14 protein-coding genes are annotated in these 15,009 nt (G+C 65.3%); 11 read left to right on the plus strand and 3 right to left on the minus strand.

The window, feature by feature from the left end; all coding sequences use genetic code 11:
* Nucleotide 1: 1 nt before the first annotated feature.
* Nucleotides 2-1,261, minus strand: coding sequence for an NfeD family protein (locus F604_RS0101415; RefSeq protein ID WP_026328904.1), 1,260 nt, complete (start codon nt 1,259-1,261; stop codon nt 2-4).
* Nucleotides 1,262-1,316: 55 nt separating this feature from the next.
* Between F604_RS0101415 and aroE the strand changes: the two genes are divergently transcribed.
* Genes aroE through rnr form a run of 8 tightly spaced genes read left to right on the plus strand, consistent with a single transcriptional unit; the run spans nt 1,317 to nt 10,714 of the window.
* Nucleotides 1,317-2,111 (plus strand): shikimate dehydrogenase, encoded by a 795-nt coding sequence (aroE, locus tag F604_RS0101420; RefSeq protein WP_019550116.1) that lies wholly within the window; start codon nt 1,317-1,319, stop codon nt 2,109-2,111.
* Nucleotides 2,112-2,690, plus strand: a complete 579-nt coding sequence (locus F604_RS0101425; protein ID WP_015716840.1) for an IMPACT family protein — start codon at nt 2,112-2,114, stop codon at nt 2,688-2,690.
* Nucleotides 2,691-2,696: 6 nt separating this feature from the next.
* The gene (gene polA / locus F604_RS0101430; RefSeq protein ID WP_155984137.1) at nt 2,697-5,198 is read left to right on the plus strand and encodes a DNA polymerase I; all 2,502 of its coding nucleotides are present in this window, start codon (nt 2,697-2,699) and stop codon (nt 5,196-5,198) included.
* 24 nt (nt 5,199-5,222) lie between these two features.
* Nucleotides 5,223-6,524, plus strand: coding sequence for a phosphoglucosamine mutase (gene glmM / locus F604_RS0101435; RefSeq protein WP_019550118.1), 1,302 nt, complete (start codon nt 5,223-5,225; stop codon nt 6,522-6,524).
* Nucleotides 6,525-6,534: 10 nt separating this feature from the next.
* The gene (locus F604_RS0101440) at nt 6,535-6,822 is read left to right on the plus strand and encodes a ribosome-binding factor A (RefSeq protein WP_015716843.1); all 288 of its coding nucleotides are present in this window, start codon (nt 6,535-6,537) and stop codon (nt 6,820-6,822) included.
* Nucleotides 6,801-7,199 carry an acyl-CoA thioesterase gene (locus F604_RS0101445; protein ID WP_019550119.1) on the plus strand — a complete coding sequence of 133 codons (399 nt, stop codon included), beginning with the start codon at nt 6,801-6,803 and terminating at the stop codon, nt 7,197-7,199. The genes F604_RS0101440 and F604_RS0101445 overlap by 22 nt, the downstream gene beginning before the upstream one ends.
* Before the next feature lie 10 nt (nt 7,200-7,209).
* Nucleotides 7,210-8,454: an aspartate aminotransferase family protein gene (locus F604_RS0101450; RefSeq protein WP_026328905.1), complete on the plus strand. Its 1,245-nt coding sequence runs from the start codon at nt 7,210-7,212 to the stop codon at nt 8,452-8,454.
* Between the two features lies 1 nt (nt 8,455).
* Entirely contained in the window at nt 8,456-10,714 is a 2,259-nt protein-coding gene (rnr, locus tag F604_RS0101455; protein ID WP_019550121.1) for a ribonuclease R, read from the plus strand.
* Between the two features lie 113 nt (nt 10,715-10,827).
* On the opposite strand, the gene amrB is transcribed toward rnr, so the two are convergent.
* Both amrB and F604_RS0101465 read right to left on the minus strand, forming a co-directional pair.
* The gene (gene amrB / locus F604_RS0101460) at nt 10,828-11,952 is read right to left on the minus strand and encodes an AmmeMemoRadiSam system protein B (RefSeq protein ID WP_019550122.1); all 1,125 of its coding nucleotides are present in this window, start codon (nt 11,950-11,952) and stop codon (nt 10,828-10,830) included.
* Nucleotides 11,930-13,225, minus strand: coding sequence for an HDIG domain-containing metalloprotein (locus tag F604_RS0101465; protein WP_019550123.1), 1,296 nt, complete (start codon nt 13,223-13,225; stop codon nt 11,930-11,932). Before F604_RS0101465 ends, amrB begins: the two co-directional genes overlap by 23 nt.
* Between F604_RS0101465 and coaE the strand changes: the two genes are divergently transcribed.
* Genes coaE through F604_RS0101480 form a run of 3 tightly spaced genes read left to right on the plus strand, consistent with a single transcriptional unit; the run spans nt 13,205 to nt 14,925 of the window.
* The gene (coaE, locus tag F604_RS0101470) at nt 13,205-13,810 is read left to right on the plus strand and encodes a dephospho-CoA kinase (protein WP_019550127.1); all 606 of its coding nucleotides are present in this window, start codon (nt 13,205-13,207) and stop codon (nt 13,808-13,810) included. The two genes, F604_RS0101465 and coaE, sit on opposite strands and share 21 nt — an antisense overlap.
* Before the next feature lie 5 nt (nt 13,811-13,815).
* Nucleotides 13,816-14,508, plus strand: a complete 693-nt coding sequence (locus F604_RS0101475; protein WP_015716850.1) for an SDR family oxidoreductase — start codon at nt 13,816-13,818, stop codon at nt 14,506-14,508.
* A gap of 9 nt (nt 14,509-14,517) precedes the next feature.
* The gene (locus F604_RS0101480; protein WP_019550124.1) at nt 14,518-14,925 is read left to right on the plus strand and encodes a SufE family protein; all 408 of its coding nucleotides are present in this window, start codon (nt 14,518-14,520) and stop codon (nt 14,923-14,925) included.
* Nucleotides 14,926-15,009: the final 84 nt, after the last annotated feature.

Here is a 15,009-nt window from a genome sequence, read left to right on the forward strand (position 1 = left end):
ATCATTCCTCCAAGGCTTCCACCACCACCGTGGGTCCCCTGACCTCCACCACCCTAAGGGTGGTGCCCTTGGGCAGGAAACCCCGGTTGGCCACCACATCGATGCGCTTGTTGCCGAAGCGGGCCACCCCGCCAGGCCTCAGGTCGGTGAGGGCCACGCCGATGGCGCCCACCTCCACCTCGTCCCCGGTGGCGTGTTCGGAAATGGCACTTTCCAGCACCAAAGCCCTTGCCGGACGGGTCCTGGGTAGGAAGCGAAAGACCACGAGAAGGCCAAGGCCCAAAGCGATCACCGCAATAGCGATGACCATGAGGGCGTTCTCCCCGAAGGTGAAGTACACAGAGGCCAATATGGATCCCACGCCCAAGGCCCCAGCGATGCCAAACCCGGGGAAGAGGAAGGCCTCGGCCAGGAGGAGGGCCACCCCCAGGAAGAAGAGAACCAGCTCGAAGGCCCCGGAAAGCCCGGCGAGCCACCCCCCGGCAAAGTAAAGGGCTAAAAACGCCAGGCCCAAGGTTCCCATGACCCCAAAGCCCGGGGTGAAGAGCTCGAGGAGGAGAAGAAGAAGCCCAAGGGCCAGGAGAAGCCCCGCCACGGTGGAGCTGGTGAGGAACCGGGCCACCTGCACCCTAGGGCCAGGCTCAAGCCTTTCCGTTTCCAGGCTGTACCCTGCCTGGCGCAGGGCCTCGGAGAGGCTTCCTGCCTTGAAGTCCGCCACCTTGAGCTCCACCGCCTTGTCGGCGGAGAGGGTGAGGGGCTCTCCTTTGGCGGAGAGGCCAGGGATCTCCACCTGGGGGTCCACCATGGCCTCCGCCAGCTCCACCGGCCTTCCCCGGGCCTCGGCCACCGCGCGGAACTTGCCCTTAAGGGCGGAGATGATCTTCTGGTCCGCCGCCTGGGGCTGCTGCAGGGGAAGAGCCACCACCGGCAGGGCTGCCCCGATCTCCGAGCCCGGCAGCATGGCCATCTGGCGGCAGGAAAGGGCGATCAGGGCCCCGGCGGAAAAGGCGTTCTGCACCACCGCCAGGGTGGGAAGGGGGGTTTGCAGGATCCGGTCGGAGATGCGGATGGCGGCGTCCACCCGGCCCCCCGGGGTATCTATGAGGAAGGCTACCCCGCTCGCCCCCTCCCGCTCAGCCCGGGTGAGGGCCTGGTCCACGAAGACGGCCAGGGCGGGGTCGATCTCCCCCTGGATGGGAATGAGGTAGGTTTTCCCCAGGGCCAGGGAAAGAAGGAAGCATAGGGCAAGGAGCCTTTTCACCGTCCTTATTCTATACGGTTTGGGTGAGGGAGTGGGGTGGGGTATCCTGAAGCTCATGTTGCGCCTGGCGGTGTTGGGCAGTCCCATCGCCCACTCCCTGTCCCCGGCCATGCACCGGTACGCCTTGAGCTCCCTGGGCCTCGAGGGAAGCTACGAGGCCTTGGAAACCCCCCTCGAGGTCCTGAAGGACCGCCTGGAGGAGGTGCGCCGGGAATACCGGGGCGTGAACCTCACCATCCCCCTTAAGGAGGCGGCCTTGCCCCTTTTGGATTGGGTTTCCCCGGAAGCCCAGGCCATTGGTGCGGTGAACACGGTGCTTTCCGTGGAGGGCAGGCTTCTCGGCTTCAACACCGATGCCCCTGGGTTTTTGCAGGCCCTGAAGGCCGGGGGGATCCCCCTCATGGGCCCTGCCTTGATCCTGGGGGCCGGGGGGGCGGGGCGGGCGGTGGCCTGGGCCTTGAGGGAGGCGGGCCTTACGGTCTGGATCTGGAACCGCACCTGGGAAAGGGCCTTGGCCCTGGCGGAGGAGTTTGGGCTGAAGGCGGTTCCCTTGGAACGAGCCCAGGAGGCCAGACTCCTGGTGAACGCCACCAGCGTGGGGCTTAAGGACCCAGGGGCTACTCCCTTGCCGGCTGAGTTTTTCCCCAAGGAGGGGGCTGTGGTGGATCTGGTCTACCGTCCCCTCTGGACCCGGTTGTTAAGGGAGGCCAGGGAAAGGGGCCTTCAGGTGCAGACTGGGCTTCCCATGCTGGCCTGGCAGGGAGCCTTGGCCTTCCGCATCTGGACCGGCCTTCTCCCGGACCCCAGGGGCATGGAGGAGGCGGCCCGCCAGGCCTTGGAGGGGGAGTGAATGGCCTACACTCTGGCGGCCCCGGTGGTTCACGAGGAGACCATTCAGAAAAGCCGCTTCATCGCCAAGGCGGCCCCGGTGGCCTCGGAGGAGGAAGCCTTGGCCTTTCTGGAAGCCCAGCGGGAACCCCAGGCCACCCACAACTGCTACGCCTACAAGCTGGGCAACCTCTACCGCTTCTTTGACGACGGCGAGCCCACGGGCACGGCGGGTAAGCCCATCCTCCACGCCATTGAGGCCCAAGGGCTGGATAGGGTGGTGGTTTTGGTGGTGCGCTATTTCGGTGGGATCAAGCTGGGGGCCGGGGGGCTTGTCCGGGCCTACGGGGGGGTGGCTGCGGAGGCCCTGAGGCGGGCTTCCAAGGTGCCCTTGAGGGAGTGGGAGGAGGTGCGGTTTGTGGTCCCTTTTCCCCAGATGGGCCGGGTGCACAGGCTTTTAGCCTCCCGCTCCTGGACGGCTTTGGAGGAGTACCTGGCGGAGGGGGTGCGGTTTCACCTCAAGCTTCCCGCAGAGGAAAGGGAGGCTTTTTGGCAGGAGCTCAGGGACCTCACCCGGGGACAGGTGCGCTGGGAAGGCTAGGGTAGCATAAGGGCGATGCTGCCCCTCTTTGAGCCCAAGGGCCGGGTGCTTCTGGTGGACGGCCACCACCTGGCCTACCGTACCTTTTTTGCCCTGAAGGGCCTCACCACCAGCCGCGGGGAGCCGGTCCAGGCGGTGTACGGGTTTGCCAAGAGCCTTTTGAAGGCGCTAAGGGAAGACGGGGATGTGGTGATCGTGGTGTTTGACGCCAAGGCCCCCTCCTTCCGCCACCAGACCTACGAGGCCTACAAGGCGGGGCGGGCTCCCACCCCCGAGGACTTTCCCCGGCAGCTTGCCCTTATCAAGGAGATGGTGGACCTTTTGGGCCTGGAGCGCCTCGAGGTGCCGGGCTTTGAGGCGGATGACGTCCTGGCTACCCTGGCCAAGAAGGCGGAAAAGGAAGGCTACGAGGTGCGCATCCTCACCGCGGACCGGGACCTTTACCAGCTTCTTTCGGAGCGAATCTCCATCCTTCACCCGGAGGGTTACCTGATCACCCCGGAGTGGCTTTGGGAGAAGTATGGGCTTAAGCCTTCCCAGTGGGTGGACTACCGGGCCTTGGCCGGGGACCCTTCCGACAACATCCCCGGCGTGAAGGGCATCGGGGAGAAGACGGCGGCCAAGCTGATCCGGGAGTGGGGAAGCCTGGAAAACCTTCTTAAGCACCTGGAACAGGTGAAACCTGCCTCCGTGCGGGAGAAGATCCTTAGCCACATGGAGGACCTCAAGCTATCCCTGGAGCTATCCCGGGTGCACACGGACTTGCTCCTTCAGGTGGACTTCGCCCGGCGCCGGGAGCCGGACCGGGAGGGGCTTAAGGCCTTTTTGGAGAGGCTGGAGTTCGGAAGCCTCCTCCACGAGTTCGGCCTGTTGGAAAGCCCGGTGGCGGCGGAGGAAGCTCCCTGGCCGCCCCCCGAGGGAGCCTTCGTGGGGTACGTTCTTTCCCGCCCCGAGCCCATGTGGGCGGAGCTTAACGCCTTGGCCGCCGCCTGGGAGGGAAGGGTTTACCGGGCGGAGGATCCCTTGGAGGCCTTGCGGGGGCTTGGGGAGGTGAGGGGGCTTTTGGCCAAGGACCTGGCGGTGCTGGCCCTGAGGGAAGGGATTGCCCTGGCACCGGGCGACGACCCCATGCTCCTCGCCTACCTCCTGGATCCTTCCAACACCGCCCCCGAAGGGGTAGCCCGGCGCTACGGGGGGGAGTGGACCGAGGAGGCGGGGGAAAGGGCGTTGCTTTCCGAAAGGCTTTACGCCGCCCTCCTGGAGCGGCTTAAGGGGGAGGAGAGGCTTCTTTGGCTTTACGAGGAGGTGGAAAAGCCCCTTTCGCGGGTCCTGGCCCACATGGAGGCCACGGGGGTACGGTTGGATGTGGCCTACTTAAAGGCCCTTTCCCTGGAGGTGGAGGCGGAGCTAAGGCGCCTCGAGGAGGAGGTCCACCGCCTGGCCGGGCATCCTTTCAACCTGAACTCCCGGGACCAGCTGGAAAGGGTCCTCTTTGACGAGCTTGGGCTTCCCGCCATCGGCAAGACGGAGAAGACGGGCAAGCGCTCCACCAGCGCCGCCGTTTTGGAGGCCTTGCGGGAGGCTCATCCCATCGTGGACCGCATCCTTCAGTACCGGGAGCTTTCCAAGCTCAAGGGAACCTACATCGATCCCTTGCCTGCCCTGGTCCACCCCAAGACGAACCGCCTCCACACCCGTTTCAACCAGACGGCCACCGCCACGGGGAGGCTTAGCAGCTCGGATCCCAACCTGCAAAATATCCCCGTGCGCACCCCTTTGGGCCAGCGGATCCGCCGGGCCTTCGTGGCCGAGGAGGGGTGGAGGCTGGTGGTTTTGGACTACAGCCAGATTGAGCTCAGGGTCCTGGCGCACCTTTCCGGGGACGAGAACCTAATCCGGGTCTTCCAGGAGGGCCAGGACATCCACACCCAGACGGCCAGCTGGATGTTCGGCGTGCCCCCAGAGGCCGTGGATTCCCTGATGCGCCGGGCGGCCAAGACCATCAACTTCGGCGTCCTCTACGGCATGTCCGCCCACCGGCTTTCGGGAGAGCTGGCCATCCCCTACGAGGAGGCGGTGGCCTTCATCGAGCGGTATTTCCAGAGCTACCCCAAGGTGCGGGCCTGGATTGAGAAAACCCTGGCGGAAGGACGGGAACGGGGCTATGTGGAAACCCTCTTTGGCCGCCGGCGCTACGTGCCCGACTTGGCTTCCCGGGTGAAGAGCATCCGGGAGGCAGCGGAGCGCATGGCCTTCAACATGCCGGTCCAGGGGACCGCCGCGGATTTGATGAAACTGGCCATGGTGAAGCTCTTTCCCAGGCTTCAGGAGCTGGGGGCCAGGATGCTTTTGCAGGTGCACGACGAACTGGTCCTCGAGGCTCCCAAGGAGCAAGCGGAGGAAGTCGCCCAGGAGGCCAAGCGGACCATGGAGGAGGTGTGGCCCCTGAAGGTGCCCTTGGAGGTGGAAGTGGGCATCGGGGAGGACTGGCTTTCCGCCAAGGCCTAGGGGTCGTGGGGTATAGTCGTTCCCATGAGGCGTTACTTCGGCACCGACGGGGTGCGGGGGGAGGCGGGCAAGCACCCCCTTACCCCCGGGTTTGTCCTTAAGCTTGGCCAGGCGGCGGGGGCCTATCTTCGCAAGGCGAGCCCCAGGCCTGTGGTCCTCCTGGCCAAGGATACCCGGGAATCCAGCGATCTTCTGGAGGCCGCCTTGGCGGCGGGGCTTATGAGCCAGGGGGTCAGGGTGGAGCACCTGGGGGTGCTCCCCACCCCGGGGGTGGCCTATCTCACGCGGCACCTTAAAGCCAGTGCCGGGGCCATGATCTCCGCCAGCCACAACCCTTACCAGGACAACGGCATCAAGTTTTTCGGGCCCGAGGGCGAGAAGCTTCCCGACCCGGCGGAGGAGGAGATCGAAGCCCTTCTGGAGGAGGAGCATCCCACGCGGGGCATCGGTACCGTGGGGGATTTTCGGGAGGCGGAGAGGATGTACCTGGACTTTCTTCTGGCCCATGCTCCCGACCTTTCGGGCCTAAGGATCGGCCTGGACCTAGCCCACGGGGCCACCTACCGCCTGGGACCCAGGCTTTTCCAGCGGGCAGGGGCCGAGGTGATGGCCTTCTTCAACACCCCGGATGGCCGGAACATCAACAAGGCCTGCGGTTCCACGCATCCCGAAGCCCTGGCCCGCTTTGTGGTGGAGCTGGATCTGGACCTGGGCATCGCCTTTGATGGGGATGGGGATAGGGTGCAGTTCATAGACCGAAAAGGACGGCTTTTTCACGGGGATCATATCCTCTACCTCACCGCCTTGGCCTTTCAGGAAAAGGGGGTGGTGGGAACGGTGATGAGCAACATGGGGCTGGAGGTGGCCCTGAAGGAGAAGGGGCTGGCCTTCCACCGGGCGGCGGTGGGGGACCGGTACGTTTTGGAGATGATGAAGGAAAAGGGGCTTTTCCTGGGCGGGGAACCCTCGGGCCACGTGATCTTCCTCAAGCACCACACCACGGGGGATGGCCTCCTCACCGCCCTCCTCACCCTAAAGGCCCTAAAGGCCCTGGGAGGGGATCTTGCGGATTGGTACGAGGCGTTGCCCATGTACCCCCAGGTGCTTTTGAACGTGCGGGTTTCCGACAAGAACAGGATCATGGCCCATCCCCGCCTGAAGGAGGCGGTGGAGGAGGCGGAAGGGAGGCTTGGGGGCCTTGGCCGGGTGAACGTGCGCCCCTCGGGGACCGAGCCCGTGGTAAGGGTTATGGTGGAGGCCAAGGAAGGGGCGGAAGAGGTGGCGAGGATGCTTGCCGATTTGGTCTCCCGCCTGGACCGGGAGTAATCTGAGGGTGGTGAGTTACGGAAGGGCCCACCTCGAGGAGCGCCTTAAGCGGGCGCTGGCTGAGGCCATCGGGGGCCTGGAAGACCCCAGGCTTTTCCTCCTTACCGTGGAGGCGGTGCGCCTGTCCCCCGATGGCCGGGTGCTCACGGTGTACGTGGAGGCCTTCAGCGACGAGGAGAAAGCCCTTCTGGCCTTAAGCCACGCGGAGAGAAGGCTCCTTTCCGAGATCGCCCGCAGGGTGCGCCTACGCCACCTGCCTCGTCTGGAGTTCGTGCCGTGGAGAGCGAGACCCGCATAAAGGTGCGTTATGCGGAAACCGACCAGATGGGGGTGGTCCACCACTCCGTCTATGCGGTGTACCTGGAGGCGGCCCGGGTGGAGTTTTTGGAAAAGGCAGGCCTGCCCTACCACCGGGTGGAGGCCCGGGGGGTGTTCTTCCCCGTGGTGGAGCTGGGCCTGACCTTCCGTGCCCCGGCCCGCTTTGGGGAGGAGGTTCTGGTGCGAACCCGCCTGGCCCACCTTTCTCGGCGGGATCTTCTCTTTCGCTACCGGGTGGAGCGGGAGGGGACGCTCTTGGCGGAGGGCTTTACCCGGCATCTATGCCAGGTGGGGGAGAAGGCTGGCCGCATTCCGGAAGACATCTACCAAGCCTTGAGTGTGCTACACTTAGGATAGCATTGTGGGCATGAGCCATGACCCTTTTACGCTTTTTGAGCGGCACATCAATCCCGGCTTGGCAGGGTTGCTTCGCTTCACCGGTCTGGACCGGATCGAGTCCCATGCCGAAGGTCCCTACGTCTGGGACACCACGGGCAAGCGCTACCTGGACTTTTTGGGCCTCTACGGCACCCTGAACCTGGGCCACCGCCACCCCAAGGTGGTGGAGGCCGTCAAGGCCCAGCTTGAGCGCATGCCCATGTCCGTGCGGGTCCTGGTTTCCGAGCCCACGGCGAGGCTTGCGGCCAAGCTGGCGGAGATAACGCCCGAAGGCCTGGAAATGGTCTTCTTCGGCAACTCCGGGGCGGAGGCGGTGGAGGCCGCCATCAAGCTGGCCCGGGCCTATACGGGGAAGCCGGGCATCGTTACCACCCACGGGGGATTCCACGGCAAGACCATGGGGGCCCTCTCCCTTACCCCCAAGCCCGAGTATCAGGATCCGGCCAAGCCCCTTCTTCCCGGGGTGAAGGCGGTGCCCTATGGGGACCTCGAGGCCCTGGAAGGGGCCATAGATGAGGAAACCGCCGCGGTGATCGTGGAGCCCATCCAGGGGGAAGGGGGAATCCGGGTGCCCCCGGATGGCTACCTGAAGGGGGTGCGGGAGATTACCCGGGAAAAGGGCGTCCTCATGATCGCCGATGAGGTGCAGACCGGCCTCGGGCGCACGGGAAAGCTCTTTGGGGTGGACTGGGAGGAGGTGGCTCCCGACCTCATGACCCTGGCCAAGGCCTTGGGGGGCGGGGTGATGCCCATCGGGGCCTGTGTGGGCCGGAGGGAGGTCTTTGAGATCTTCAAGCAAAACCCCCTCTTCCACTCCTCCACCTTTGGCGGTAACCCCCTGGCGGCGGCGGCGGCCCTGGCGGCCATCGAGGTCACCCTGGAGGAGAACCTGCCGCAAAGGGCCCTGGAGATGGGGAGCTACCTGATGGCGGGGCTCAAGGAGCTTAAGGCCCAGTATCCTCGCCTTATAGAGGACGTGCGGGGCCGAGGCCTGATGCTGGGCGTGGAGTTCACCGATGCCGACATCGGCGCCTTGGTGGTGACGGAGCTGGCGGAAAGGGGGGTGATCACCGCCTTCGGGCTCAACAACCCCAAGGTGGTGCGCCTCGAGCCTCCCCTCATCATTGGCAAGGAGCACGTGGACGAGGCCCTTTCGGCCTTCTCAGAAAGCCTTAAGGCTACGAAGAAGGCCCTGGAAGGCCTTTTGGGTTAGAATGCGGGAAACCTTACTGGAGTTTTTCAAAAAGACCGGCAGGCCCCACCGCTTGGAGGAGATTCTCAGGCGCTTTGGGCTGGAAAAGCGAGAGGCCAAGGCCTACCTTAAGGCCCTGGTGCGGGAAGGGTTGTTGGAGAAGAAGGGAAGCCAGTACTTCCTCCCCGCCCGGGTGCAGGGACCCATCAGCCTCCACAGGGATGGGTATGGCTTCGTGCGCCTTCCCGAAAAGGACCTCTTCATCCCGCCCGGCTACACCCAGGATGCCTGGCCCGAGGATCTGGTGGAGGCCCGCATCATGCCTCCTGGCCGGGACGGGAAGCCCTGGGGGGTGGTGGAGCGGATTCTCAAGCGGGCCCGGGAACGGGTGGTGGGTACCCTGGATTTCCGCAAGGGGTATGCGGTCCTCTTGCCGGATGAACCGGGTCTGCCCGAGCTCAGGCTTCTTCCCGAAGGGCTCCACGGCCTCAAGCGGGGAAGCCGGATCGTGGTGAAGGTGCACTACGACCGGCGCCCTTACGGGGAGTTTTTGGAGTACCTGGGGGAGGGGGACGCCCCGGAGACGGAAACCGAGGCGGTGATCGCCAAGTACGGCCTAAGGGCCGAGTTTCCGGAGGAAGTGCTGAAGGAAGCGGAGGCCATTCCCCTGGACATCCCCGATGCGGAGCTGAAAGGGCGGCAAGACTTCCGGGGCCTTCGGGTCTTCACCATCGACGGGGTGGACGCCAAGGACTTTGACGACGCCATCCACGTGGAGCGCCTTCCCAAAGGGTATCGCATCGGGGTGCACATCGCCGACGTTTCCCACTACGTCAAAGAGGGTAGGGCCCTGGACCAGGAGGCCTTCCTAAGGGGAACCAGCGTCTACCTGCCGGGGCGGGTTCTGCCCATGCTCCCCGAGAGGCTTTCCAACGGGGTGTGCTCCCTGAAGCCTCACGAGGACCGGCTGGTCCTCTCCGTCCTGGTGGAGCTGGATGAGGACCTCGAGGTGAAGCGGGTGCGCTTTGCCGAGGGAGTTATCCGGAGTGTGGCCCGGATGACCTACACGGAGGTGGAGGCCTTTGCCGAGGGCTTTGGCCTGCCCGAGGAGCACGCCTTTTTGGCCGAGGATCTAAACCTCCTCCTGGACCTTACCCAACGGCTCAGACAAAAGCGCCTCGAGGCGGGGTCCCTGGACTTTTCCTTTCCCGAGGTGAAGGTGGAGGTGGAAGACGGCACCCTCCACCTCATCCCCCAGGAGGAGCCCAGGGCGAGAAGCCTTATTGAGGAACTCATGCTCCTGGCCAACCGGGTGGTGGCCGAGCACCTGGTGAACAAAGGGCTTCCCGGGCTCTTTCGGGTACACGAGGAGCCCTTGGAGGAAGCCTACGGGAAGCTCCGCACGGCTTTGGCCCGGCTGGGGTATACCCTGCCGGAGAAGCTTTCCTCCAAGGCCCTGCAACGGGTTCTCCTCGAGGCCAAGGGCCGGCCGGAGGAGCCCGTGGTGGCCAACCTGGTCCTGCGCTCGTTGCGTTTGGCTCGGTACGCTGCGGAGAACCTCGGGCATTTCGGGCTGGCCATGGAGCACTACCTGCACTTCACGAGCCCCATCCGCCGCTATCCGGACCTGGTGGTGCACCGGGTGCTCAAGGCCATCCTTCGGCGGAGCCTTACCCCAGCCAAGAAGGTCCGCTGGCAGGAAACCTTTCCCGCCATCGCCGAGCACGCCTCCGAGATGGAAAGGAAGGCGGAGGCGGCGGAGCGGGAACTCACCAAGTACTACATGGCCAAGTGGGCGGAGCTTCACCTAGGGGAGCGGTTCGTGGGCAAGGTGACCGGGGTGGCCAGCTTTGGCGCCTTCGTCACCCTGAAAAACGGGGTGGAGGGCTTGGTGCGCCTCGAGGCCCTGGGCCCTTACACCTACAGCGAGGAGGCTCTGGCCCTTCTGGGTCCCAAGGGCAAGAGGATCCGCCTGGGGGACGAGATGGAGGTGGTCATCGCCGCCGCCAACCCGAGGCTCAGGCAGATCGACCTCCTGCCCTACCGGGAAGAGGAAAAGAAGGAAGCTTCCAGGGGAAAAGCCCTGGTGAAGAAGGGAAAGGCAAAGGAGGAGGAGATGCGCAAGGTGGTAGGACCGCCTACGGATAGAAGCCGCGACAGCCGGCCCGAGCGGGCCACGGTGAACACCGTTTACTTCGGTGAGTGGGCTCCCAGGGAGGAAAAGGCCGGGATGCACCGCCCGGTGGACACCAGGGCCAAGAGGCGGCGTAGGCGCCGCTGATACCGCCCCACCCTGGCTTCGCCCGGGACCCGGCAAAGCCCTTCGGCCCTCGCCTTGGGTGGCCGTGGGGTACGATCCGGGGAGAGAGGGCATGAGGCCCCATCGCCTGGGGTTTAGCCGGGAAGGGTGGGGAAGACCAGGGTGCCGGCCCCCACGGCGGAGAGGGTGGGGGCCTCGAGGTCCAGGCGGTAGGCCAGGACCTGGCCCCTCCGGCCGGTGAGGAGGGGGCTGAGGCTTGCCACCACCTCCACGGCGTCCACGCGGGTGGGATTCCCTCCCAAAACGGCCAGGGCGGCTTCCGGCTCTCCCTGGGCAAGCCTTTCCAGAAAGCCTAGGTCCCGCCTCCGGGCCTCCGCCGCCAGGGAGCGGGTCAAGGGGCCATCCCCAAACCGCGGCCCCACGTGGGAGAGGTCCACGGCCAGCACCAGGAGGCCGGGGTAGTCCCTCTGCACCATCCTCAGGGCTTCCCCCAGCTCGGGGCTGCGCCGCCCTACCAGGAGGGGGAGGAGGCGGCTTTTCCCGAAGCGCCCCTTGAGGAAGAAGAGGGGGAGTTCCAGGCTGTGCTCCTCCCGGAAGGCCAAGGGGGTATTGAAGAGCTCAAAGGGGAGGAGGGCATCTAGGGCCTGGAGGGCGGGGAGGTCGGGTTCAGCGGGGCCAAAGGGGGTATGGAAGGGGACGGGGAGGGCCGCGGCCTTTTCCCGGAGGGGGCGGTGGGCCACCCCTACCAGATAGATCCTTTCCGGCTCCGGGGTGTGCTCCAAAACGGCCAGGGCCGCCCCGTAGGCCTCGGGCGCCCGGGCAGGCTCCAGGTGGGGCAGGAGAAGGATCTCCGCCCTCATCCCCTCCCCGGGGAAGCTTGCCCGGAAGGCCTCCCAATAGGCCCGGGCTTCCTTCTCCCCTTTGGGGTAGGAAAGGCCCGCCAGGCGCATGGGCCTTTCTCCCTTTAGCTTTTCCTCCTCTTCCTTAAGCCGTGCCTCCACCTTCTCGGTGAGGAGGAGGCCCGCCTCCTCCAGGGCCTTGAGCAGGTCCTCCAGCTCCTGCCTGGGCACCAGAACCCCATGGGCCTTGAAGACCTCTTCCTGTACTTCTTCCAGGGTTTTTCCCTCCATCAGAGAGACGAGAAAAAGCCCCCCTTCCGTAAGGGCCACGGGCTTGGGGAAGATCCCGTAGGGGTCGCTGAGGAGAAAGCCCCCTTCCACCAGGGTGATCTGGGGCTCACGCAGGCGTATTCGTTCCATCGCCCTTCCAATATAGGAGAAAAGCCCTGGCCTCTTCCCGGGTGCGCACCCTTCCCTCCGCCTGGGCCAGAAGGAGGGCCTCCAGGGCTCTTCCCACCTGGGGACCGGGCTTGAGGTCCAGAAGGGCCATCACCTCCTCCCCGGAGAGGAGGGGGCGTTCGGGGAGGGGCTCGGAGAGGGTTTCCCAGTAGGCCTCCAGTACCTCCCAGGCTTCCTTTTCCACGCCTTTCGTGCCCAGGCGGTCTGCTGCCATGAGGTAGGGAAGGGCGGGAAGGAGGTGGTGGCGGCGGAAGTAGAAGCGGCGAAGGGCCTGTTTCCCCTCAGGGGGGCGGTCCATGTGCCGTCCCACCAGGGCCTTGGCCCTCTCCACCGTTTCCTTTGGGAACCGTAGCCATTCCAGGGAAGCTCCCGTCAGCTCGGCCCCTACCTCCGCATGGCCGAGGAAGCGGAAGCGGCCCGCTTCCGGGTCAAAGCGACGGGTCAGGGGCTTGCCCACGTCGTGGTAAAGGGCGGCCAGCCGGGCCTCCAAGGGGGCCTCGGGCCAAAGCCAGGCCAGGTGGAAAAGCACGGAGAGGGTGTGCTGCCAGCCATCCAGATGGTGGACGCCCCCCTGCTTAAGACCCACCAGGAGGCGGAGCTCGGGAAGGTAGACGTCCAAAAGGCCCGTGCGCTCCAGCAGGTGAAAGCCCCAGGCCGCCCTGGGGGAGAGGAGGAGCCGGCTCAGTTCCTCCTTCACCCGTTCCCGGGCGGGAAGGGCCTCGAGGTGAGCCTGGAGGAAGCGGGCATGGTGGGAAAGGGCGTTTCGGGTTTCCCCGGGCAGGCCAAGGCCCAGGCTGGCAGCCAGGCGCACCGCGCGGAGGCTTCGGAGATGGTCCTCGTAAAGATTGGCCTCCCGTACGGGAACCAGCACCCTCCGGTTCAGATCCTCGTCCGCCCCGCGGATGCCGAGGATGCGGTTTTGCCTCCAGAAAAGAGCGTTAAGGCGGAAGTCCCGCTTGAGGAGGTCTTCCTCCAGGTTTCCCTCCAGGGGGGAGAAGTCCAGGACGAGGCCCCCTGTGACCAGGCGGTACTGGCCCCGCTCCTCGTCCAAGGGGAACAGGGTGCCCCCCAGGTGGCTTTGGGCATCCTGTGCCGCCTTCCTGGGGTCCTCCGCCACGAAGTCCAGGTCCTGCGGCCTCCTCCCGAGAAGGAGGTCCCTTAGGGCACCCCCCACGGGGATGGCCCCCTTGGGGGTATAAAAGGGGAAGTCCCTATGGGCGATCGGGCGAAGCACCCCATCATTATCGGCATCACCGGGAACATCGGAAGCGGCAAGAGCACGGTGGCCGCCCTCCTAAGGTCCTGGGGCTACCCGGTCTTGGACCTGGATGAGCTGGCGGCACGGGCCAGGGAGAACAAGAAGGCGGAGCTTAGGCGGCTTTTCCCGGAGGCCTTTGCGGGCGGGGAGCTGGACCGGAGGGCGCTGGCCCAGCTGGTCTTTTTCGACCTGGAAAGGCTTAAGGCCCTCGAGGACCTCCTCCACCCAGAGGTGCGAAGGCTTTTGGCCGAGGAGCTGGCCCGCATCAAAGCCCCCTTGATCTTCCTGGAAATCCCCCTGCTTTTTGAGAAGGGGTGGGAGGCCCATCTGGATGGAACCCTTTTGGTGGCGGCTCCTGTGGAGGAGCGGGTGAGGCGGGTGGTGGCGCGCTCGGGGCTTTCGCCGGAGGAGGTCCTGGCCCGGGAAAGGACCCAGATGCCCGAGGAGGAGAAGAGGAAGCGGGCCACCTGGGTTTTGGAGAACCGAGGAGGGCTTAAGGAGCTGAAGGAGGGGCTGAGGGAGATCCTGGCCCGGATCCAGGAGCGTTTTGGGATAAGCTAAAGGGCATGCGGGTGGCCTTGGTATCGGGGGCAAGCCGGGGGATTGGGGAGGCCATCGCCCGGCTTCTCCACGCTAAAGGGTACAGGGTAGGGCTTTTTGCCCGGGATGAAGGGAGGCTTAAGGCCTTGGCCTCGGAGCTGGGGGAAGGGGCCGTGGCCTTGCCTGGGGATGTGCGCTCCTTTGCGGACTGGCAGAAGGCGGTGGCGGGCCTCTTGGAGGCTTACGGCCAGCTGGACCTCCTGGTCAACAACGCTGGGATTGGCGTGATGAAGCCCGTGGCCGAGCTCAGCGAGGAGGAGTTCCGCCAGGTTTTGGAGGTGAACCTGGTGGGGCCCTTTTTGGGCCTCAAGGCGGCCTTGCCAGCCCTCTTGGCCTCGAGGGGGATGGTGGTGAACATCGCCAGCCTGGCGGGCAAGAATGCCTTCAAGGGCGGGGCCGCGTATAACGCCAGCAAGTTCGGGCTTTTGGGCCTCATGGGGGCGGCCATGCTGGAGCTCCGGGAGGCTGGCGTACGGGTGGTGAATATCCTGCCAGGCTCGGTGGACACGGGCTTTGCCGGCAACACCCCGGGAGCCTCCTGGAAGCTTTCCCCTCTTGATGTGGCCCAGGCGGTGCTTTTCGCAGCGGAGATGCCGGAAAGGGCTATGGTGAGCGAGATAGAGCTCCGTCCCACCCACACTGCCCCCAAGGTGGGCTAAGCTAAGGCTATGGCCTTGCCCAAGAAGCTTCAGGAAGCCCTGGATCTGATTCGGGCCATGCCCAAGGAGCTCAAGGCCCAGGTGCTTCTGGAATACGCCAAAAAGGTGCCCACCCCGCCTCCTGGGGTGGAGCTGGAACGGGTTCATGAATGCCAGACCCCCTTCTTCCTGAGGGCGGAGGTGGAGGGGGGAAGGGTTAGGCTTCACTTCTTCGTCCCCGATGAAGCCCCCACGGTGAAGGCCTTTGCGGGTCTTCTGAAGGAGGGCCTCGAGGGGGAGCCCCCTGAGGCGGTGCTTTCCGTGCCCCCCACCTTTTACCGGGGAGCAGGGTTAGAGGAACTCCTCACCCCCTTACGGCTAAGGGGCCTCGAGGCGGCCCTTTTGCGGTTGCAGGACCAGGTGCGGAGAGCCCTTTAATGCCACCCTACTCTGCCACTAGGCAGGGTGGGGGCCCCGGTAAACCACCCCACGCTGCCTTGCGGCAGCGTGGGGGCCCCGGTA

The organism is Thermus scotoductus DSM 8553, from assembly GCF_000381045.1.
Lineage (GTDB): Bacteria > Deinococcota > Deinococci > Deinococcales > Thermaceae > Thermus > Thermus scotoductus.

Coding starts and splice junctions, on each gene's coding strand:
- rnr (WP_019550121.1), top strand. CDS start 8,456: ATGCGGGAAACCTTACTGGAGTTTTTCAAAAAGACCGGCAGGCCCCAC.
- amrB (WP_019550122.1), bottom strand. CDS start 11,952: ATGGAACGAATACGCCTGCGTGAGCCCCAGATCACCCTGGTGGAAGGG.
- F604_RS0101475 (WP_015716850.1), top strand. CDS start 13,816: ATGCGGGTGGCCTTGGTATCGGGGGCAAGCCGGGGGATTGGGGAGGCC.
- F604_RS0101425 (WP_015716840.1), top strand. CDS start 2,112: ATGGCCTACACTCTGGCGGCCCCGGTGGTTCACGAGGAGACCATTCAG.
- aroE (WP_019550116.1), top strand. CDS start 1,317: ATGTTGCGCCTGGCGGTGTTGGGCAGTCCCATCGCCCACTCCCTGTCC.
- glmM (WP_019550118.1), top strand. CDS start 5,223: ATGAGGCGTTACTTCGGCACCGACGGGGTGCGGGGGGAGGCGGGCAAG.
- F604_RS0101480 (WP_019550124.1), top strand. CDS start 14,518: ATGGCCTTGCCCAAGAAGCTTCAGGAAGCCCTGGATCTGATTCGGGCC.
- F604_RS0101450 (WP_026328905.1), top strand. CDS start 7,210: ATGAGCCATGACCCTTTTACGCTTTTTGAGCGGCACATCAATCCCGGC.
- coaE (WP_019550127.1), top strand. CDS start 13,205: ATGGGCGATCGGGCGAAGCACCCCATCATTATCGGCATCACCGGGAAC.